Genomic DNA, 18,738 nt, shown 5'->3' on the forward strand with positions numbered 1-18,738 from the left:
TCCTGCTGTGGCCCGGCGGATCAGGCGGCGATGGCCTCGTAGGTTTCGCCGAACGGAACTGATTGGTCCAGGGCCACGGTGTAGCGTCCCGGGTGAAGCCTGGTCACCAGGATTCCGCAGCCTGCGTCCTTGGCTGCCACCTCGATCAGTTCGGAAACCGCCTCTTCCAGCCCGGCGTGTACCTCGCGGGCGCTGGAGAATTCCAGGTCGATGGACCGGGTGGCCGGTGCTTCTTCGGAGTCTGCAACGGCCGGAAGGTGTTCCAAAGTGGCTGTCATCATGTCCTGAACTTTCTCTGTTTGGTGCCGGAGGGCTGGACCAGTCTACCGGCCACGGCTGCAAATGTCAGATGACCGTTGTCTCCCCCCGTTGTTTCGAGGCGCCACGAGACCCGGGCCGGATGCTGCCCAGCACCTGCCGGTCAGTCACAAACGGTGGGTTTGGCGGCGTGGGGAGTGGGGCGCCACGATGGGAATCTGTCATAACAGAAACCCGGATCAGAGGAGATTCACTATGCGGATCATGCGCCTGGGCGAACCTGGCCAGGAGCAGCCGGCCGTGATGCTGGCTGCTGCCGATGGCTCCCGCCAGTACTTCAGCCTGCTTCCCCTGACCGGGGACGTGGACGGTGCCTTCCTGGCATCCGGCGGGCTGGACAAGGTCCGGGATGCGCTGGCAGCCGGAACGCTGCCGGTCCTGGACAGTGCCGAAAGCGTCCGGGTGGGCGCTCCAGTGGCCAGGCCGGGAACTGTGGTGGGTATCGGCATGAACTATGCAGCCCATGCAGCGGAATCGGGCGCAGCACCACCCGAGATTCCGGTGGTTTTCCTCAAGCCCAGCAACACCGTAGCCGGACCCTACGACCCCGCTGCCGTCCCGCCACGATCCAATAAGTACGACTGGGAGGTTGAACTCGGCATCGTCATCGGCCGGGAAGCCAGCTACCTCGGGGGCAAGGAAGAAGCAGCCGCCTGTATCGCCGGCTACGTCACGGCGAACGATCTCTCCGAGCGTGAGTACCAGCTTCCCGGGGCGGCCGGCCAGTGGACCAAGGGCAAAACCTTGCCGGGCTCAACGCCGCTGGGCCCGTGGCTTGTGCCGGCGGCTGACATCAATGGCGGCAACCTCCAGCTGCGCAGCTGGGTCAACGGTGAACCGCGCCAGGATTCCACCACCTCGCAACTCATTTTCGACGCCCCCACCCTGGTCCACCACTGCAGCCAGTACATGCGGCTGGAGCCCGGCGACGTGATTCTCACCGGGACTCCAGAGGGGGTGGCGCTGAGCGGCCGCTTCCCCTACCTCCAGCCGGGCGATGTGGTGGAGGTAGAGGTGGAAGGCCTGGGCCGACAGCGCCAGGAGCTGTTCCGCGCGAACTGAGTTTGTCTAGCCGGCCTTCACCGCCAGGACCGGGCAGTCGGCCTCCAGCAGGATCCGCTGCGACACGCTGCCCATGATCAGCTTGCCCACCGGCGTACGCCGGCGCAGGCCTATCACGATCAGCTCGGCGTTGTTCTCCTCCGCGGCATCCAACACCTCGGCGGCGGCATCGTGTCCACGGACCGGCTGCTTGATCACGTGGTCGATGCCCTGGATGGCCAGCCGGTCCTCGATACTCTGGATCTCTGGCTCCTGGGCGTAACGGTTGTCCACCAGCGCGTCCCCCTTGGACGAGTTGATGACCAGCAGTTTGGTGTTGTTCTTCCGGGCTTCAGTGATGGCCTGGGTCAGGGCTGCTTCGCCCTCGGGGGTCGGGACATAGCCCACCACGATGGTCATGGCGTCTCCTTCTTGTCTGGATGGACAGAGCTATCTGAGTGGACAGGCAGGTTTGCATGAGCTGAGCTGCCTGAAGGTGCGGCCGGAGCGGCCGGAGCCGCTGCGGCAACAACCGGACGGTCGCGCCGGATCAGCTTGAAGAGCAACGGCCAGGCCAGGATCAGCGCCAGGATGATGTAGATAACGACGGCGATCGGCTCGCCCAGAAGACCGGCGGGATCACCGGCGCTGAGCTGGAGGCTCTTGCGAAGCTGGCCTTCGATCCGCGGCCCAAGGATGACGCCGAGGATGAGTGGCAACACCGGCAGTCCGAAGCGGCGCATCATGAAGCCCAGTGCGCCGAGCACCAGCAGGAGCATCAGGTCGAACGCCTGCAGGTTGACCGAGTAGGCACCCAGGGTGGCGAAGAACAGGATCCCTGCATACAGGTATGGCCGCGGGAGCTGCAGGATTTTCGCCCACATTGGTGCCAGGGGCAGGTTGATGAGCAGGAGCAGGAAGTTACCGATGAAGAGGCTCGCGATCAGCGCCCACACCAGCGGTCCCTCGGTGGCAAACAGCAGCGGCCCCGGCTGGATGCCGAACTGGACAAACGCTGCAAGCATCACGGCAGCAGTGGCATTGGTAGGCAGGCCCAGGGCAAGCAGGGGGGTCATCGTGCCGGCAGCCGCGGCATTGTTGGCCGCTTCCGGCCCGGCAACACCCTCGATGGCGCCCTTGCCGAATTCCTCCGGATGCTTGCTGAGGCGCTTTTCCGTGACGTAAGAGAGGAACGTGGGGATCTCGGCTCCGCCCGCCGGGAGTGCGCCGAAGGGGAAACCGAACGCCGTTCCGCGGAGCCAGGGCTTCCATGAGCGCTTCCAGTCCTGTTTGCCCATCCACGGACGGCCTACCGGGATGACATGCAAGGGAGTGCGCCGCATGTGCGCGGCAACCCACAGTGCTTCGCCCACGGCGAAGATGGCCACTGCCACCACCACGATGTCCAGGCCATCGGCGAGCAGGGGCTGGCCGAAGGTGAGGCGGCGCTGGCCGGTGACGGAGTCCATGCCTACCAGGCCGATCGCCAGCCCGAGGCCCAGCGAGGCAAAGCCCCTGAGCCGGGAAGATCCAAGGACGGCGGTGACTGCCACAAGTGCGAGCACCATGATGGCAAAGTAGCTTGGCGAGCCCAGGCTGACTGCGAACGCCACTACGATCGGTGCGAAGACAGCCAGCAGTGCAGTGCCGATGGTGCCGGCGACGAATGAGCCGATGGCTGCCGTTGCGAGAGCCTGTGCCGCCCTGCCGGCTTTCGCCATCTTGTTGCCCTCGATGGCAGTGACAACAGACGACGATTCCCCTGGTGTGTTGAGCAGGATGGACGTCGTGGACCCGCCGTACATGCCGCCGTAGTAGATACCGGCGAACATAATGAAGGCGCTGGTGGGTTCCAGGACATAGGTGACCGGAAGCAGCAAGGCGATGGTCATGGCCGGGCCAAGGCCGGGGAGCACGCCAACGGCGGAACCCAGGATCACGCCAATGACGGCGTAGAGGAGATTCATCGGGGTCAGGGCGGTGGCGAAACCGTCCATGAGGGAGGCGAAGACATCCATCAGAGAATCCCTTCCAGGAGGCCGGCGGGCAGCGGGATGCCGAGGCCGAGGTAGAAACCGTAAAAGGTGAGCACGGAGAGGGCAAGGGAAATGAGTCCGTCACGGACATAGTGCCGGCTGCCCAGGGCCCAGGCGCTGCCCCAGAACAGGATGGTCCCCGAGATCACCCATCCGGCCCAATCAATCAGCAGGATGTTGGCCAGGAAGGCTCCCACCAGCGGCAGGATGGTCTTCCAGTCGGCGGGGTGTGAGAGATCCACGTCCTCGCCGCCTTCGGCTTCGCCCTGCCCGCCGCGCAGCACATTGACTGCCAGCAGGAAGGCGCAGACCAGGAGCAGGCCGGCCACGATGTACGGCAGCGTCTTCGGACCCACAGGATCCGACTGGGAGTACGGGGTTACCAGGGCGATGGCGTCCACCAGGACAAGGATGCCCACCGCCCCGAGCAGGAGGGCAACCCCCAGCTCGGAGCGGCCTTTGAGCCTGGAAGTCAAAGTTGGGGAGGAGCTCACGCCAGGCCAAGCTTCGTGAGGACGTCCGCCACCCGCTTGTCCTGCTCGGTCAGGAAGGACTCGAACTCGTCGCCGGTGATGAAGGCGTCAGTCCAGCTGTTCTTCACAAGGGCTTCCTTCCAGGCATCTGTGCCGTGCATTTCCTCAAGCGCGGCAATCAGCTTGGCCTTGTCGTCGTCGCTGATTCCCGGAGGAGCCACGATGCCGCGCCAGTTGGTGAACACCAGGTCGATCCCGGATTCCTTCAGGGTCGGTGCGTCCACACCTTCGAGCCGTTCCTCACCGCTGGTTGCCAGGACGCGGACGTCGCCGGACTTGATCTGCTGCAGGTACTCGCCGGCACCGGAGGCCGCGAAGCCCACCTTGTTGCCCAGGATGGCCGGGAGGAGGTCTCCACCGCCGTCGTAGGACACGAAGTTCACCTTGGTGGCGTCAATTCCTACGGCTCCTGCAAGCTGCATGGGGAGCAGGTGGTCCGGGCCGCCGGGTGAGGAACCGCCGCCTACGGCGATTGAACCCGGGTCTGCCTTCCAGGCGGTGACCAGGTCATCGATGGTTTTGTAGGGCGAGTCCTTGCTGACCATGATGGCGCCGGGTTCTTCGATGAGCCGGGCCAGCGGGGTGGTGTCTGTCAGTTTGGCCTCGGACTTGTTGGTGTAGCTCGCGCCCACCACGCCCAGGCCCATGAGCATGGTGAGGTCACCATTGCCCTTTTCGTTGACGACTCGGGCCAGGCCGACAGTTCCGCCTGCGCCGGCGAGGTTGAAGACCTCGGTATTGGTGGCAACCTTCTCATCGTCGAGAACCTTGGCCGCGACGCGGGCCGTGGTGTCGTAGCCGCCACCCGGAGTGTTGGGGACCATGATCTGGAGACCGGTCACCGGCCCGGCAGCAGCGCCGGGGCTGGAAGTATTGGTGGAGCTGCCGCCGGTGGCACCGCAGCCGGTGGCCATCAGGGCGATGCCGGCGGCGACGGCGGCAATCCGCAATGCGCGGTTCTGGCGCATGGTGTTCCTCTTCTCGTGAAAAATGATCAGCAAGACTGACTGGTGATTTCGATGCTAGGTTCTGCCGTGATGCCGGTCACTCTTGTGTACGCAGAGAAAGTTAAGTTCATTGCGTTCACGTTTCCGGGATCCATCGGGGCTGTTGCTGCCGGCTCTGGAAAGCCGCTGAACCGTAGCCTGGTGCTGCCTGCGGTATAGTTCCGATACGCCGGGAGGGGCCGGCTGCGCACTCCTGCACGCGTGTCTTCACGCAGGTACTTGAACCACCACTAAAGGAATCCACGCAGTGACTCGACGAAGAGGAATGTCCCTCGCCGGGCAGTACCTTGTGCTGCAGTTGCTGATTGTCCTGGCCGTCCTGGTGGCTGTGGTTGCTATTTCCCTGGCCCAGTCCGCCGCTGCGTTCGAACGGATCGAAGGCCGGCGGGCCCTCTCCGCCGCCGAAGCCCTGGGCAGCAACCCCACGGTACGGGAACTGCTGCCGGATGCAGAACCCCGTGTGGGGGCGGCTCTTCCCGCGGTTGCCGAGTCCGTCCGGACTGTCTCGGGTTCATCACATGTGGCACTCGCCAAAATGGACGGCAGCGTGGTTGTCGCCTCGGACCCGGGACTGGTGGGCAGACCCCTGGAACTGGGTGCGAGCCGGGTAATGGAAGGGCGGGCCTGGACCGGTGTGGTGGGTGGAAGCGGGTCTCCCGTCCTCTCTGCCCATGTACCAGTCCTCGATGATGCGGGACGGATGATTGGCATCGCCTCCGTCAGCCGCAACTACCCCTCCACCCTTGAACGGTTCGGTGACGCCGTTCCCAACCTCCTGACCTATCTCGGCGTAGCCAGCGTCCTGGGAGTTGCGGGGTCACTGCTGCTGTCCCGGCGCGTCAAGAGGCAGACCCTGGGCATGGAGCCCAGCGAGATCACCGGGTTGGTGGAAAACCGGGAGGCCATGCTGCACGGGCTCAAGGAAGGCGTGGTGGCCCTCGATCCAAATGAGCGCATCACCGTGGCCAATGACAGCGCCCGGGAACTGCTGGGACTGCCGGCAGACTGCGTGGGCAAGAGAGTCGCGTCGCTTCCCGTGGATCCCGCACTGAAAGTGGTGCTGACCCGCGACCAGCCGGACCCCGACCAGCTCGTGTTGGTGGGGGAGCGCCTGGTGGTTGCGAACCGTGTCCCCATCCGCTCGCGGGGCCGCGACATCGGCTCGGTCACCACGCTGAGGGACCGGACGGAGCTGTCATCCCTGGAGCGGGAGCTGGGAGCCACCCGCACCGCCACCGACACCCTCCGCGCCCAGGCGCACGAGTTCGCCAACCAGCTGCACGTGATCTCGGGCCTGATCCAGATCGGGGAATACGATTCGGTAGTGCAGTTCGTCAACGGAGCCACGGTGGACCGGACCAGGCTAAATGACGAGGTCACGGGCAGGATCCAGGACCCTGCCCTGGCCGCCCTGTTGATTGCCAAGTCAAGCCTGGCAACGGAACGCGGCGTAACGCTCCAGCTGGATCCCGAGTCCGCCCTGGCTCCCGTGAGTGATGACCTCTCCCGGGACCTGGCCACCGTGGCGGGGAACCTGGTGGACAACGCGTTCGACGCCGTTGCCGGGGTTGGGCAGGCCACCGTCCGGGTGCTCGTGGAGGACAGCGGCGGCCAGGTCACCGTCACCGTCCGGGACAATGGCCCGGGCGTTCCGCCGGACGCCGTAGACGACATCTTCCGGCAGGGATTCACCACGAAGGATTCCTGGCGGGAGGGCGGCCGAGGCTTCGGCCTCGCCCTCTCACGTGTAGTCTGCCGCAGATCAGGCGGCGACCTGACGGTGGCCAACGACAACGGCGCGGTATTTACAGCACGATTCAAAAGAGGTGCACAAAAATGATCAAGGTCCTGATAGTCGATGACGACTTCATGGTGGCCAAGGTCCACGCCGGCTTCATTCAGCGGACCCCCGGCTTCAGGGTGGTGGGTGCGGCGCATACCGGAGCGCAGGCAGTGGTCGAAACTGAAAGGCTCCAGCCGGACCTGGTCCTGCTGGACATTCACCTCCCGGACATCAACGGACTGGACCTCATGCAGAAGCTGCGTGATGTTGCCCCGGAGCTGGATGTGCTGGTCATCAGCGCTGCCCGTGAAGTGGAAACCGTTCGGAAGGCACTGCGCGGCGGTATCGTCCACTACCTGATCAAGCCCTTTTCGCAGACCGACCTGCAGGAGCGGCTGGAACACTATCGGAACGCGTACCACGGCCTCGACTCGTCCAAGGATGTCGCGGAGCAGTCGGACGTCAACCGGGTGTTCGGGCTGGACCGCAGCGATCGGCCGTTGCCCAAGGGCTGCAGCGTGGAGACCCTGAAACTGGTGGAGGCTGCATTGGGCGCGTCGCCGGGCGACCTCTCGGCCGCGGAGCTGGCCGAGCAGCTCGGAACCTCCCGTGTCAGTGCCCGCCGCTATCTCGAGTACCTTCACGACGAGGGCACCCTGGAGGTCCGGCTCAAGTACGGAGTAGGGCGTCCGGAGCGGCGGTACGTCCTGAAAGGCCAGTAAGGACCGGCTTCCAGGACGCCCCGACGTCCGCCTGCGTCAGCGCTCGCCGCCGGACGTGGCACCGGGAAGGAACTCGGAGGGCAGCTCCGCCACCGGAACGATCACCATGTCCTGGACTTTCCAGTCCATGGCAATGCAGGCTTCACGTGCCGCTTCGAGCTGGTCGAGGGTGGGCATGGTCCCTGCCGCCGGAACCACGAACGACTCCACATGGAATACATGTCCTTCATCGCGAATCCGTGACTTGGCGTCCGCTGTCCAGTCCAGGCTGCGCAGATAGGTGTCCAGTTGCCGGCCCAGCGGATGGGATTCGCCGTCGTCGTAGGTCATGGCCTGCTTGTCCATAAGTGCGGAGACGGCGGCGTTGGTGTTCTTGAAGCCGTCCCGCAGGATGCTGGCTGATATCACCAACGCCGCAGCGTAGTCCGCCCACCACAGGCCGATTCCGATGCCCGCCACCCCGGCTGCCGCTGCCAGCGCCGTCATCCAGTCAGCCTTGTTCATATCCGCGTCGGCGTAAAGGACCTTGTCGTGCAGTTTCTCCGCTAGCTTCATCTTGGCCCTGCCGAGGAACACCGGGGGCGCCGCGGTGAGGATCATGACGGCAATCATCAGCCAACCGAGCCAGATAGTGCTGCCGAAAAGCTGGATGCCTCCAATGGTCGGGTGCTCGGCTTTCAGCAGGCCCAGGCGGACTCCACCAGGAGGTAGCCGCCCATGGCGGTCAGCGCAACGGCAGCCACCAGGTGGGCCACGCCGGTGGACCGGTGATAACCATAGGGGTGGTCCTCCGAGGGAGGCTTTCGGATGATGCGGGTGGCCAGCAGGAAGGAGATGGGCGGCAGGAAGGAGAGCAGGTCCTCGATCCAGGCGGCTTTCATGGCCTGGGATTGCCCAGGACCAGGAACACAAGGGTTGTGGTGACCGCCAGGAAACCCATAGTGGCCCATTCAAGCCTGGCCGCTTTCCGGAGTGCCTTCTGCTGTTCCTCCGGCAGTTTCGTGTGCCCGAACCGCACTGCATCGCTGCTCTTGATGCCGCTCACTGTGACTCCTTCACACCCATCAGGAACTTGTCCAGTTCCAAAAGGAAGGCATTCTCGCCATGTGGCACCAGCATGACGTGCTTGTGGAGATCTCCACGCTGGTCACGTGACTCGGCATAGGGCCGGGTGAGCCCGGCGTGGGTTACCCAGGGCGTCTTGTCATCAAGTCCGCCAATCACCAGGTCCAGCCCGCCATGCTTGAGCTCTTCGGCCAGGACCTGTTCCGTCCCCTGTTTCCACTCGATCCCGGCGCCGAGCTGGGCTGCGAAGCGCCTGACCAGGTCCGCATCGGGGCCTTGTACGGCATCATTGTGGACATCATTGCCGCTGCCGGACGCCGTAATCCGGACCCGGTCCGGATGTGGACTGACGCCCACCCGCAAGGTTCCGCCCTGCACCTTCTCGAGGGTTCCTCCGGGATCGGCAGGGAAGGAGGTCCCGCAGCCCGACAGGAACATCATCGCGGCCAACAGCAGTCCGGCCACCAATCGTTGACCCCGCATTCCGCCGGCTCCCTTCCACCGATATGACATCCGGTATTGGAAAGCATACTTATTTTTTGTGGCAGGGCGGGCTGTGCCTCAGCGCAGCAACGTGTCCAGCAGGCGTGCCGCCACCCTTGCTGTCCGGCCGTCGATGTCGAATGCCGGGTTCAGTTCCGCGATGTCCAGGTGGAGCAGCTTCCCGCTCCATGCCACTTGCCTGCAGATGGCACCAATGACCGGCAGTGGCACGCCGTAGCCAGCGGGCGCACTGACTCCCGGGGCCACCGCCGCCGGAAGCACATCCAGGTCAATGGTCAGGTACAGGATGTCGATGTCTGCCAGGAAAGAGGCCACGAATGCCCGGACACGCTCCGCCTCGCAGTCCTCGTCCAGCAGGTAGCGGACCCCCAAACGCCCTGCAGTGTCAAAGAGGGCCCGGGTGTTGCTGGCTTCAGAGATACCGACGACGGCGTACCGGAAGTCCCGGCCGGCGGCTGCTTCGGCCCGGGCCATCTGGAGGAACGGGGTTCCGGAGCTGGGAACCGGCTCGTCCCGGAGGTCAAAGTGGGCATCGAGGTTCAGGACGCCGAGCCGCAGGCCGTCCTGCACTGCCTGGGAGCCGCTGACTCCCAAATAGCTGGCGTAGGCGGTTTCGTGGCCGCCGCCCAGCACCACGGTCAGGTGTCCGGCGTCGAGCAGTTCCGTGACGGCGCTGCCCAGGCGTGCCTGGCCAGCTTCGAGCGCTCCGCCGGACACTACGACGTCACCGGCATCTGCGACGGTACGGTCCAGATGGAATGCCAGGGGGCCCAGGGCTTTTCGCAGGGCAGCAGGTGCGGCAGATGCACCGGTGCGGCCTTTGTTCCGGCGCACCCCTTCATCGCTGGCAAAGCCCAGCAGGGCAGCGGGTTTGGGTGCGTCCGCAGAGGCAGCAGGGGCGTCTTCCACCGCCTCATCGACTCCCGCGCCAGTGCAGGGGGTGACCGCCTGCCACCAGCGGCGGTGCTCCGGCCCGTCGCCGTCGAACCTGCCCGTCCAAGCCTGTGGCGGGACATCGACGGCAGGGTTCACGGCAGGCATGCCTCAAGCTCACCCTATGCGGGCCGCGAAAACCAGTAACACCGCCGTCGTGATGTCTGGAATCCAAGACGATGGGCAGTGGATATCGGAACCGGCTATTGTGGAGCAATCCCTCCCCGGGACCCCCACGCCTAACCATGCCTGCCCCAGATGTTCAGGCTCAACGATTCCAGGCCGGAGAGCACCACCATGTTTGAAGCCCCTAGCGTTATGTTTGCTGCCGCGGGCGCGGCTGTGTTCATCGCCGCTATCCTCCCCAAACTCCTGCGCAACATGCCGTTGTCAATGCCCATGGTTTTCCTTGGCGCAGGGATGGCAGCCTTTGCCATGATTCCCTCGCTTCCGGACCCGGACCCATTGGCGCACAGCGACTTTGTGGTGCACTTCACGGAAATCTGCGTCATCATCTCCCTCATGGGCGCCGGGCTGGCCCTGGACCGGCCCGTGGGCCGTAAGCGTTGGGCCACCACATGGCGGTTGCTGGGCGTTGCCATGCCCCTGTGCATCATTGGCCTTACCCTGCTGGGGCTGGGATTCCTGGGCCTTGGGCTCGGGGCTGCGCTGCTGGTGGCCTCGAGCCTGGCACCCACGGATCCCGTTCTGGCTTCCGAGGTGCAGGTGGGTGAGCCGGCAGACCACGATGACGGCGCAGAGAAGGAGGACGAGGTTCGTTTTGGCCTCACTTCCGAAGCCGGCCTCAACGACGGGCTGGCCTTCCCGTTTGTCTACCTTGCCATTGCAATCAGTGTGGTGGGGTCGTCACCCCTGGCGTGGTTCCCCGAGTGGTTCGGCGTGGACGTTCTTTGGCGGATCAGTGTCGGCCTGGTGCTGGGCTTCCTCACCGGCAAGTTCCTCGCACGGCTTTTCTTCTCTGCCCGGGTGGAAAGCCTGCGGTTGTCCAACCACTCGGAGGGCTTCGTAGCACTTGCGGCGACGTTCCTTGCCTACGGTGTCACCGAAATGGTCGAAGGCTACGGCTTCATTGCTGTATTTGTCTGCGCCGTGACCATCCGCGCCGCTGAGCACACGCACGGTTACCACCGCGTCCTGCACTCCTACGTGGAGCAGGTGGAACGGCTCCTGACGGTAGTAGTCCTGGTCTTGCTGGGCGGCGCCATCGCCCGCGGGCTGCTTGAAGGAATCGGCTGGACCGAGGTGCTCGTTGCGTTGGCGTTCCTGCTGGTGATCAGGCCGCTGGCAGCGTGGGTGGGCCTGCTGGGCGGCAAGACCGGCCCACGCGAGCGTATTGCCTTGTCATTCTTCGGGATCCGGGGGATCGGCTCCCTCTACTACCTTTCCTATGGGCTGGGGAAGGGCCAGTTCGGGGGCGAGGCGGAGTCGCTGTGGGCGATCGTGGGGTTGGTGGTGGCCCTGTCCATCGTGATCCATGGCGCCACCACCTCGCCGCTGATGAACCGGCTGGACAAGCTGCGCGAAAAGAAGGCCCTGGCAGTTGCCGGAGACGAAGGCCTCGCCCCCAATACGCCCGTGTAGTGCGGGAAGCCCGGCTACATTCCCAGGGCTGCTTCGATGGGCCCCACAGCGAAGAACAGCAGGAATGCCCCGGCTACCGCCCACATCAGCGGGTGGATGTCCTTCACCCGGCCCTGGACGGTGCGGATCAGGACGAACGCGATGAAGCCGGCACCCAGGCCGTTGGCGATCGAGTAGGTAAAGGGCATCAAAGTGAAGGTGAGGAAGGCCGGGATGGCGATGCCCCAGTCCTGCCAGTCGATCTTCCCCACCTGGGACACCATCATGAAGCCCACCACCACCAGCGCCGGCGCAACGGCTTCGAACGGGACCAGGTTGATCAGCGGGGTGAAGAACATGGCCACCAGGAACAGCAGGCCGGTGACAATCGAGGCGATGCCGGTCCGGGCGCCTTCGCCGATGCCGGCACCGGCTTCAACGTAGATCTGGTTGGAGGACACGGACGCTCCGCCGCCTGCGATCGCGCCCAGCGCATCCACCTGGAGGACGCGGTCGACGTCGGGAATGTTTCCGTGCTCGTCCACCGTGCCCGCTTCGTTCGCCAGGCCCACCATGGTGCCCATCGCGTCGAAGAAGATGCTGAGCAGGATGACGAAGGCCAGCAGGGTGGCGGCCACGACGCCCAGGTGCTCGAACGCGCCGAACGGGTTTGCCTTGCCGATCAGGGAGAGATCCGGGGCAGCCCATTCGGTGAAAGTCGGGGCCACCAGGGACCAGCCCTGGGGATTAAACGTTTCGCCGTCGATGCTGGGGCCGATGCGCAGTGTCATTTCCAGAATCACGGAAATGATGGTTGAGGTAATGATGCCGATCAGGATGGCACCCTTGACCCGGCGCACCACCAGGGCAATGGTGAGGACCAGGCCGAAGACGAACACCGCCGTCGGCCAGCCCAGGAGCTTGCCGTCAAAACCAAGGCCCACCGGAACAGTGGTTCCGGCGACGTCGGGTATGCGCCTGACGAAGCCGGCGTTGACCAGCCCGATCAGCGCGATAAACAGGCCGATGCCCACCACGATCGCCGTCTTAAGCCCGTCCGGAACCGCTTTGAATACGGCTGTGCGGAACCCGGTGAGGACCAGGATCAGCATGGTGATGCCGGACAGGACCACCAGGCCCATCATGTCCGGCCAGGTCAGTCCAGGGTTGGTGGCAACGGTCACCGCCACGAATGCGTTGACGCCCAGGCCCGTTGCCAGTGCGAAGGGATGCTTGGCCCACGCGCCCATCAGGATGGTCAGGATGCCCGCCACGAAGGCCGTCACCGCGGCAACTGCCGTGAACCCCAGGGTGGCGCCGCTCGAGTCCGGGCCGGAGAGGATCAGGGGGTTCAGCACCACGATGTAGCTCATGGCGAAGAAGGTGGCGAAACCGCCGCGGATCTCGCGGGAGAGGTTTGAGCCGCGCTCGGTAATCATGAAATACCGGTCCAGGGCAGAGCCTTGCTTAAGCATTAGTCCTCCGGGGAAGTCTGTGGGGATAACTGCATCCTATGGGGGCGGCGGTTGGGCGGCCGCCAAATTCCCCTAGTCTGTAAGGAAGCCAACACAAGGAGCAGTCCACGCATGCGTCCCATCCGCCGCCACTTGCTGAGCCTCCTGCTCGGTTCCTTCGTTTTCGCCGGAGCTTCGCTGGGCCTTGCGGGCCCTGCCGCCGCCCACGACGCCGCCGAATCCAGCAGCCCTGCCCAGGGTGCGTCCGTGCCCACCCCGCCGGAGCAGGTTTCGGTGACGTTCAACAACAATCCGCTCGGCCTTGGCGCTTCCATCTCTGTGAAGGACGCCTCCGGCACGGAATGGGCCGAGGGGCCGGTGGAAATTATCGACAACGTCGCGTCACAGAAGCTGCGCGCGGGAGGCCCGGCCGGTGAATACACTGTGTCGTGGCGGGTGGTCAGCGCTGACTCGCATCCCATCGAGGGCACCTTCGGGTTCACCGCAACGGGCGCCGCGGAGGGGACCGCCCAGGCAACGGGCCCGACGGCGGCCGCGACAGTTCCGGGCATCGGCACCGCTGAACCGGGGGTAACGGCGGAGCCGGCCGTACCTGTGAACGCGGAGGAGCCGTTCCAGTGGAGCATTGTGATCTTCGCGGCAGTGGCCCTGGGCCTGCTCGCTACACTGGCCATCCTGGCGAGGCGCCGGCTGTCCGACGGCGGCGGGGAGCCGGCGGACGGGGAGTAGCAGTACTAGCAGGACAGCATCGCAAAGCTCCCCGTTGCGGGGGAGGGCCCGGTGTCCGGGTGGACTTTGGTGGAGATCGCTTGCCCGACTGTCTTGGCCTGGCGCAGGACTTCCTTGGGCGAGGGCGTGATGAGCTCGCCGACGCCCACCAGGTAGATGCCGATGGCACGCATGGCGGCAGTCAGGTTCCGCCCGACGGTGATGCCGAAGTCATTGATCATCCGCCGGAGCTGGCTGTGGGCACACCGGGTCAGGACAATATGGTCTGCCACCAGGATGCCGGTAGGGGTATGGACTTCCCACTGCGGTGCGGCAGCGCCGGCGGCGGAGGGCCCCACCATGGTCAGCTGGACGGCGCGCGTGGTGTTCCGCACGTCCACGTGGTGGCTGGCGGCGTAATTGCGCAGGTGCCGCAGGATCTCGTTCCGTTCACGGAGGGTGGCGGAGTCCGCCGCATCGCAGCGCTGCAGTGAAGCCGTGTTCGCTGGTTGGGCCGCGCCCAAAATGTCGAGCCCGTCCACCACGATGGAGTCGATGCCGCGGCGGCGCAGTTCGGCGGCCACGGCCAGGCCGGAAAGGCCCGTGCCAATGATCACGGTGGTGGTCTGTTCGGTCCCGGCACTCCCAGGCATGCTTGACACTACAGTTTCCCTCCTTCGAAGTTTCGGCAGGTGCCGGCATCCTCGCCGGCGCGCGTTCCGTTTCCCCCAAAGTCCGGTCGCAGCACGTTGGCGGCAGCCCCTGACAGGAAATGGCAGGAGGCGTCCCGGACCAACAATGTCCTGAAGACTACAGAACATTTCCGGTCAGGGATAGCCCAAAACGCAAACATTCTCCTGCAGGTGAACGCGCTTTCCGGGGCGCTGTTCAAACTCTGTGGAAAGCTTGTGGATAACGCGTGGAACCGGGCCCTGAACAGGCTTGCTAAGGCGCCGCGGACGGAGAATAGTGAGAAACGGAGGCGGTTTTTTCTCCAGCGGCCGCTGCTGCTGACCGGGTGCAGGGGGAACGCTCCGTGTCTGGCAGAATAGCCGCAACATCAGGCAGTAGCGCAAGGAGGCGGCCCATGGGCGCAGGAGAGTTGCATCCGGACCCGGACCCGGAGCGGGACGGTGGTGGCACTTCTGCCGCGCCCGATGGGATCGTTGTGGGCGTTGATGGTTCGGACCATGGCCAGTGCGCCCTCGTGTGGGCAGCCCGCGAGGCGCAGCGCCGGCGTCGACCGCTGCACATCGTCACTGCTTACTCGGTGCCCATCTTCGCTGCGTCGGGGCTGGACGGCGGCTACGCCACCGTGGACGACTCCGTCATCCGCGAGGGGGCCGAGGCCATCGTGAAGCAGGCCCTTGAAAAAGTTGCTTCCTACGATATCGAGGTCAGCTCCTCGGTGGAAAACGGGGACGCTTCCGGCGTACTGCTTGAGATGTCTGAAACCGCGGAGCTCCTGGTGTTCGGTACCCGGGGCCGGGGCGGTTTTGTCGGCCGGCTTCTTGGCTCGGTCAGCAGCGCCCTGCCCGCGCACGCCAAATGCCCCACGGTGACAGTGCCGCTGATCTGTTCGGACCGGCTGGGCGAAACCACCGAGGACAGGCGCATTAAGGCCGAACAGGCCAAGACCGGGCACCAGCGCGTGGAAAACGTGGTGGTGGTAGGCGTGGATGGATCGGAACAGGCCCGCGTTGCCGTCCTGGAGGCTGCGGACCAGGCCGAACGGCTGGGTGCCACCTTGCGTGTAGTGTGCGCAGTGCCCCAATACAGCGGCTCACTGGCCTGGGTGCCCGCTCCCATGGACCGCAAGGCGCTCTTTGCGGATATCCAGGTGACCCTGGATGCCGGGATGGCCTGGCTGCGGAGCCACTACCCGACCCTTCCCGCGGAATCGCAGTTGCGGGACGGGTCGCCAGTGGACGTGCTGGTTGAGGAAAGCCGGCACGTGGAACTTATCGTTGTGGGCACCCGCGGCCGCGGCGGGTTTACCGGCATGCTTCTGGGTTCGACGTCCGACGGCGTGCTGCACCACGCCAAGGGCCCCGTCATGGTGGTCCCGGACCGTGAGGATCCCCGCCTGGCAGATCGTGCCCGGTTCGGACCGGTCCTCGGCGCCGCCTGATCCGCTGAAGCCCCGGCCAGGGAAGGCGCAGACATGCAGGAGGCGGAGGCGCCCGAAGGCATTGCCGGCGCGGGGCTGGTCCGGAACCTGCACTCCATCGATGCCGGAATGCTCGCGATGGTGGGAGGCAAGGCTGCGAACCTGGGTGAGCTCATGTCCGCCGGGCTGCCGGTGCCGGATGGTTTTTGTCTCACCACGGAGGCCTATCGGCAGGTTACCGGGGCTCCGCGCAACGTGCTTCCGGCGCTCGCAGGCGTCCATGCCGCCCTGAAACCTGCGTCCGGCGTTCCTGGACCGTCAGCGCTTGCTGACCTCGCGGCGCGCGCACGCAACGCGATCCTGACAGCCCCCATTCCTGCCGGCATTGCCGCCGCAGTAGAAGAGGCCTATAGAAGCCTGGGACCGGATGTGCCGGTGGCAGTGCGGTCGTCGGCCACAGCGGAGGACCTTCCGTTCGCAAGCTTCGCCGGACAACAGGACACGTACCTCAACGTGGTGGGGGTGGGCTCCGTCCTTGAAGCAGTCAGGAAATGCTGGGCGTCGCTGTGGACGGAGCGGGCCACTGCCTACCGTGCCAGCCTGGGGATTGATCCTGCGGACGTGGCTTTGGCCGTCGTCGTCCAGCAGATGGTGGAGGTGGAAACCGCCGGCGTCCTGTTCACTGCCAATCCGGTGACCGGGCGCAGGGGGCACGCCGTCATGGATGCCAGCCCCGGACTCGGTGAAGCGGTGGTTTCCGGAGCGGTGAATCCGGACCATTACGTGGTGGACGCCGTGACGGGCCGGATCCTGGAGCGGAAGCTTGGCGACAAGAGGGTGGCGGTCCGGGCCCTTCCCGGGGGCGGGACCGGGACCGTCGACATGCCGGACGCGTCAGGGTCTCCCTGCCTTACCGACAGCCAGGCCGCCACGCTGGCGGGTCTGGGAAGGCACGCCGAGCAGTACTTCGGTGTGCCGCAGGACATCGAGTGGGCCATCGACCACAGCGGCGCGCTATGGCTGACCCAGTCCAGGCCCATCACCACGCTGTATCCGGTTCCCCGGGCCACGGGAGGCGCGCAAGGGAGTGGAGCCGCCCAGGGCAACCGGGATGCCGGCGGCACCAGGGTGTACCTCTGCTTCAGCCTTGCCCAGGGGCTCACCCGCCCCATCACGCCCATGGGACGGGCCGCCCTGCGGCTCATCGCCTCATCCGTGGCAACGGCGGCAGGCTTCGACGTTCCCGAACCCCGCCGCGGGCCGTCCCCCTACGCCGAAGCCGGACAACGGACCTACTTTGACCTCACCACTCCACTGCGGAGCACGGTGGGCAGGCGGATCCTGCCCCGGATATTCGACATCATGGAGGCCCGGTCGGCCCGCGTGCTGCGGCAGCTTTTTGACGATCCTGCCTTCTCCGTTAACCGCAGGACCGCCTGGGGACTATTCCGCCATATTGTGCCCGCAGCTGTCCGCGCCAAGGCCCCCGGATCAGTCCTCCGCGGAGTGGTCCGGCCTACCGCCGCGCTCCGCCGGCTGCACGGCTTTACAGACGCATTCGACGCGGCCTTGGAACCACCCGCCGGAGCCGGCGCCGGCGAACGCCTCGACCATGCCGAATGGCTCCTGCGAATCCGTTTGTTTTCCATCGTTCCCGCCATCCTGCCGCTTCCGGCGCTGGGGTTCGCCATGCTGGCAGTGGCGGGCAAACTGCTGGGCGGGCACCGGTGGGACGAACTGCAACCGGTGCTGCGCGGACTGCCCAACAATGTGACCACGGAGATGGATCTTGAGCTGTGGCGCCTTGCCGTGGGCATCAGGGACGACGCTGAATCGCGCACCGCCCTGATGACTCAGGAGCCATCGTTCCTGGCGCAGGAGTTCCTGGCCGGACGAGTTCCGCCCAGACTTGAAGCAGGCCTCACCAGGTTCCTGGACCGTTATGGGCACCGGTCGGTTGCCGAGATCGACGTCGGGCTGCCCCGTTGGTCCGATGATCCCTCCCATATCCTTGGCGTCCTGGCCAACTACCTTCGGCTGGAGGATCCGGGCCTCGCCCCCGACGTCCAGTTCAGCAAGGCAGCAGAGGCGGCTGACGCGCAGGTGGAACGGCTCGTCGCCCAGGCCCGGGGCCACAGTGCCGTCCATGCCCTTATGGTAAGCGGCGCCCTGCGCAGGGCCCGGCTTTTTGCCGGACTCCGGGAGCTGCCCAAGTACCAACTCGTGCTGTGCCTCGCCGAGGTCCGCCGGCAACTTCTGCATGTGGGAAACTTGCTCGCTGAAGCCGGCAGCCTGGACCAGCCGGACGACATTTTCTTCCTCGACTTTGGCGAGGCCTGGGAGGCAGTTCGTCGGGAAGCCGGCACGACCAACGGGCAGGATATGCGGGAACTCGTTGCGGAGCGGCGGGCGGCGTATGCCTGGGAACTCGGGCGGCGGCACATTCCCAGGGTGCTGCTCTCGGACGGTACGGAGCCTGAGGCGCTTCAACCGGCCGCCAGGACCAGGGTTCCGGGTGCGTTGACGGGAAGCCCCGCCTCAGCAGGGTCCGTCACCGCTAACGCCCGGGTCATCCTGGACCCGGTGGGGGCCCGTCTTGAACCCGGCGAAATCCTGGTTGCCCCGTCCACCGACCCCGGCTGGACCCCGCTGTTCCTGACGGCCGGCGGGCTGGTGATGGAGATGGGTGGCGCGAACTCGCACGGCGCCGTGGTGGCCCGGGAGTACGGTATTCCTGCAGTGGTCGGGGTGCCGGACGCCACGGGCAGGATCGTCACCGGCCAGCGAATAACGGTCGACGGAGGGGCGGGAACCGTAGTGCCTGCGTGACCGTCGGAACCCCGTGAGGCAGGGGGCCCGGGCGCGTGTCTACCCGCCGTAGCAGGCGTACCCTTGAGCTATGCGCTCCGACCACATGGGTTC

At 65.6% G+C, this 18,738-nt stretch carries 16 protein-coding genes and 1 pseudogene; 7 read left to right on the forward strand and 10 right to left on the reverse strand.

The window, feature by feature from the left end; all coding sequences use genetic code 11:
* Nucleotides 1-20: 20 nt before the first annotated feature.
* Complete coding sequence (locus NXY83_RS03185; protein WP_258804663.1) at nucleotides 21-281, reverse strand: hypothetical protein; 261 nt, start codon at nucleotides 279-281, stop codon at nucleotides 21-23.
* Between the two features lie 232 nt (nucleotides 282-513).
* Between NXY83_RS03185 and NXY83_RS03190 the strand changes: the two genes are divergently transcribed.
* Nucleotides 514-1,380, forward strand: coding sequence for a fumarylacetoacetate hydrolase family protein (locus NXY83_RS03190; RefSeq protein ID WP_258804664.1), 867 nt, complete (start codon nucleotides 514-516; stop codon nucleotides 1,378-1,380).
* A 6-nt stretch (nucleotides 1,381-1,386) separates the two neighbouring features.
* Here the strand turns inward: NXY83_RS03190 and NXY83_RS03195 are convergent, their stop codons facing one another.
* The 4 genes from NXY83_RS03195 to NXY83_RS03210 are packed head-to-tail and all read right to left on the reverse strand — an operon-like array spanning nucleotide 1,387 to nucleotide 4,896.
* Nucleotides 1,387-1,779, reverse strand: coding sequence for a universal stress protein (locus NXY83_RS03195; protein WP_258804665.1), 393 nt, complete (start codon nucleotides 1,777-1,779; stop codon nucleotides 1,387-1,389).
* The gene (locus NXY83_RS03200; RefSeq protein WP_258804666.1) at nucleotides 1,776-3,377 is read right to left on the reverse strand and encodes a tripartite tricarboxylate transporter permease; all 1,602 of its coding nucleotides are present in this window, start codon (nucleotides 3,375-3,377) and stop codon (nucleotides 1,776-1,778) included. Before NXY83_RS03200 ends, NXY83_RS03195 begins: the two co-directional genes overlap by 4 nt.
* Nucleotides 3,377-3,889 (reverse strand): tripartite tricarboxylate transporter TctB family protein, encoded by a 513-nt coding sequence (locus tag NXY83_RS03205; RefSeq protein ID WP_258804667.1) that lies wholly within the window; start codon nucleotides 3,887-3,889, stop codon nucleotides 3,377-3,379. Before NXY83_RS03205 ends, NXY83_RS03200 begins: the two co-directional genes overlap by 1 nt.
* Nucleotides 3,886-4,896: a Bug family tripartite tricarboxylate transporter substrate binding protein gene (locus NXY83_RS03210; RefSeq protein WP_258804668.1), complete on the reverse strand. Its 1,011-nt coding sequence runs from the start codon at nucleotides 4,894-4,896 to the stop codon at nucleotides 3,886-3,888. Before NXY83_RS03210 ends, NXY83_RS03205 begins: the two co-directional genes overlap by 4 nt.
* Before the next feature lie 304 nt (nucleotides 4,897-5,200).
* Between NXY83_RS03210 and NXY83_RS03215 the strand changes: the two genes are divergently transcribed.
* Together NXY83_RS03215 and NXY83_RS03220 are read left to right on the forward strand one after the other, a co-directional pair.
* On the forward strand, nucleotides 5,201-6,775 hold the full coding sequence (locus NXY83_RS03215; RefSeq protein ID WP_258806050.1) for a sensor histidine kinase: 1,575 nt from the start codon (nucleotides 5,201-5,203) through the stop codon (nucleotides 6,773-6,775).
* Nucleotides 6,772-7,440 (forward strand): response regulator, encoded by a 669-nt coding sequence (locus NXY83_RS03220; RefSeq protein ID WP_258804669.1) that lies wholly within the window; start codon nucleotides 6,772-6,774, stop codon nucleotides 7,438-7,440. Before NXY83_RS03215 ends, NXY83_RS03220 begins: the two co-directional genes overlap by 4 nt.
* Nucleotides 7,441-7,476: 36 nt before the next feature.
* Here NXY83_RS03220 and NXY83_RS03225 read toward each other — a convergent pair.
* The 3 genes and pseudogenes from NXY83_RS03225 to hutG form a co-directional block, all read right to left on the reverse strand.
* Nucleotides 7,477-8,476 (reverse strand): annotated as a pseudogene (locus NXY83_RS03225) (cation transporter).
* Between the two features lie 5 nt (nucleotides 8,477-8,481).
* The gene (locus NXY83_RS03230) at nucleotides 8,482-8,988 is read right to left on the reverse strand and encodes a transporter substrate-binding domain-containing protein (RefSeq protein WP_258804670.1); all 507 of its coding nucleotides are present in this window, start codon (nucleotides 8,986-8,988) and stop codon (nucleotides 8,482-8,484) included.
* A 78-nt stretch (nucleotides 8,989-9,066) separates the two neighbouring features.
* Complete coding sequence (gene hutG / locus NXY83_RS03235) at nucleotides 9,067-10,050, reverse strand: formimidoylglutamase (protein WP_258804671.1); 984 nt, start codon at nucleotides 10,048-10,050, stop codon at nucleotides 9,067-9,069.
* A 189-nt stretch (nucleotides 10,051-10,239) separates the two neighbouring features.
* Between hutG and NXY83_RS03240 the strand changes: the two genes are divergently transcribed.
* The gene (locus NXY83_RS03240) at nucleotides 10,240-11,544 is read left to right on the forward strand and encodes a cation:proton antiporter (RefSeq protein WP_258804672.1); all 1,305 of its coding nucleotides are present in this window, start codon (nucleotides 10,240-10,242) and stop codon (nucleotides 11,542-11,544) included.
* 14 nt (nucleotides 11,545-11,558) lie between these two features.
* On the opposite strand, the gene NXY83_RS03245 is transcribed toward NXY83_RS03240, so the two are convergent.
* Nucleotides 11,559-12,998 (reverse strand): NCS2 family permease, encoded by a 1,440-nt coding sequence (locus tag NXY83_RS03245; RefSeq protein ID WP_258804673.1) that lies wholly within the window; start codon nucleotides 12,996-12,998, stop codon nucleotides 11,559-11,561.
* 111 nt (nucleotides 12,999-13,109) lie between these two features.
* On the opposite strand from NXY83_RS03245, the gene NXY83_RS03250 reads away from it, so the two are divergent.
* Entirely contained in the window at nucleotides 13,110-13,727 is a 618-nt protein-coding gene (locus tag NXY83_RS03250; RefSeq protein WP_258804674.1) for a copper resistance CopC family protein, read from the forward strand.
* Nucleotides 13,728-13,732: 5 nt separating this feature from the next.
* Here NXY83_RS03250 and NXY83_RS03255 read toward each other — a convergent pair whose 3' ends face one another.
* Nucleotides 13,733-14,359 (reverse strand): NAD(P)-binding protein, encoded by a 627-nt coding sequence (locus NXY83_RS03255; protein WP_258806051.1) that lies wholly within the window; start codon nucleotides 14,357-14,359, stop codon nucleotides 13,733-13,735.
* A 434-nt stretch (nucleotides 14,360-14,793) separates the two neighbouring features.
* On the opposite strand from NXY83_RS03255, the gene NXY83_RS03260 reads away from it, so the two are divergent.
* Together NXY83_RS03260 and NXY83_RS03265 are read left to right on the forward strand one after the other, a co-directional pair.
* The gene (locus NXY83_RS03260) at nucleotides 14,794-15,837 is read left to right on the forward strand and encodes a universal stress protein (RefSeq protein ID WP_258804675.1); all 1,044 of its coding nucleotides are present in this window, start codon (nucleotides 14,794-14,796) and stop codon (nucleotides 15,835-15,837) included.
* A gap of 33 nt (nucleotides 15,838-15,870) precedes the next feature.
* A complete protein-coding gene (locus NXY83_RS03265) occupies nucleotides 15,871-18,645 on the forward strand; it encodes a PEP/pyruvate-binding domain-containing protein (RefSeq protein WP_258804676.1) in 2,775 nt (924 codons plus the stop codon).
* Nucleotides 18,646-18,738: the final 93 nt, after the last annotated feature.

It is taken from the genome of Pseudarthrobacter sp. NS4, assembly GCF_024758005.1.
In the GTDB taxonomy this organism is placed as follows: domain Bacteria; phylum Actinomycetota; class Actinomycetes; order Actinomycetales; family Micrococcaceae; genus Arthrobacter.

Coding starts and splice junctions, on each gene's coding strand:
- NXY83_RS03195 (WP_258804665.1), bottom strand. CDS start 1,779: ATGACCATCGTGGTGGGCTATGTCCCGACCCCCGAGGGCGAAGCAGCC.
- NXY83_RS03255 (WP_258806051.1), bottom strand. CDS start 14,359: ATGCCTGGGAGTGCCGGGACCGAACAGACCACCACCGTGATCATTGGC.
- NXY83_RS03230 (WP_258804670.1), bottom strand. CDS start 8,988: ATGCGGGGTCAACGATTGGTGGCCGGACTGCTGTTGGCCGCGATGATG.
- NXY83_RS03250 (WP_258804674.1), top strand. CDS start 13,110: ATGCGTCCCATCCGCCGCCACTTGCTGAGCCTCCTGCTCGGTTCCTTC.
- NXY83_RS03185 (WP_258804663.1), bottom strand. CDS start 281: ATGATGACAGCCACTTTGGAACACCTTCCGGCCGTTGCAGACTCCGAA.
- NXY83_RS03245 (WP_258804673.1), bottom strand. CDS start 12,998: ATGCTTAAGCAAGGCTCTGCCCTGGACCGGTATTTCATGATTACCGAG.
- NXY83_RS03210 (WP_258804668.1), bottom strand. CDS start 4,896: ATGCGCCAGAACCGCGCATTGCGGATTGCCGCCGTCGCCGCCGGCATC.
- NXY83_RS03215 (WP_258806050.1), top strand. CDS start 5,201: ATGTCCCTCGCCGGGCAGTACCTTGTGCTGCAGTTGCTGATTGTCCTG.
- NXY83_RS03190 (WP_258804664.1), top strand. CDS start 514: ATGCGGATCATGCGCCTGGGCGAACCTGGCCAGGAGCAGCCGGCCGTG.
- hutG (WP_258804671.1), bottom strand. CDS start 10,050: ATGCCTGCCGTGAACCCTGCCGTCGATGTCCCGCCACAGGCTTGGACG.
- NXY83_RS03240 (WP_258804672.1), top strand. CDS start 10,240: ATGTTTGAAGCCCCTAGCGTTATGTTTGCTGCCGCGGGCGCGGCTGTG.
- NXY83_RS03220 (WP_258804669.1), top strand. CDS start 6,772: ATGATCAAGGTCCTGATAGTCGATGACGACTTCATGGTGGCCAAGGTC.
- NXY83_RS03265 (WP_258804676.1), top strand. CDS start 15,871: ATGCAGGAGGCGGAGGCGCCCGAAGGCATTGCCGGCGCGGGGCTGGTC.
- NXY83_RS03260 (WP_258804675.1), top strand. CDS start 14,794: ATGGGCGCAGGAGAGTTGCATCCGGACCCGGACCCGGAGCGGGACGGT.
- NXY83_RS03200 (WP_258804666.1), bottom strand. CDS start 3,377: ATGGATGTCTTCGCCTCCCTCATGGACGGTTTCGCCACCGCCCTGACC.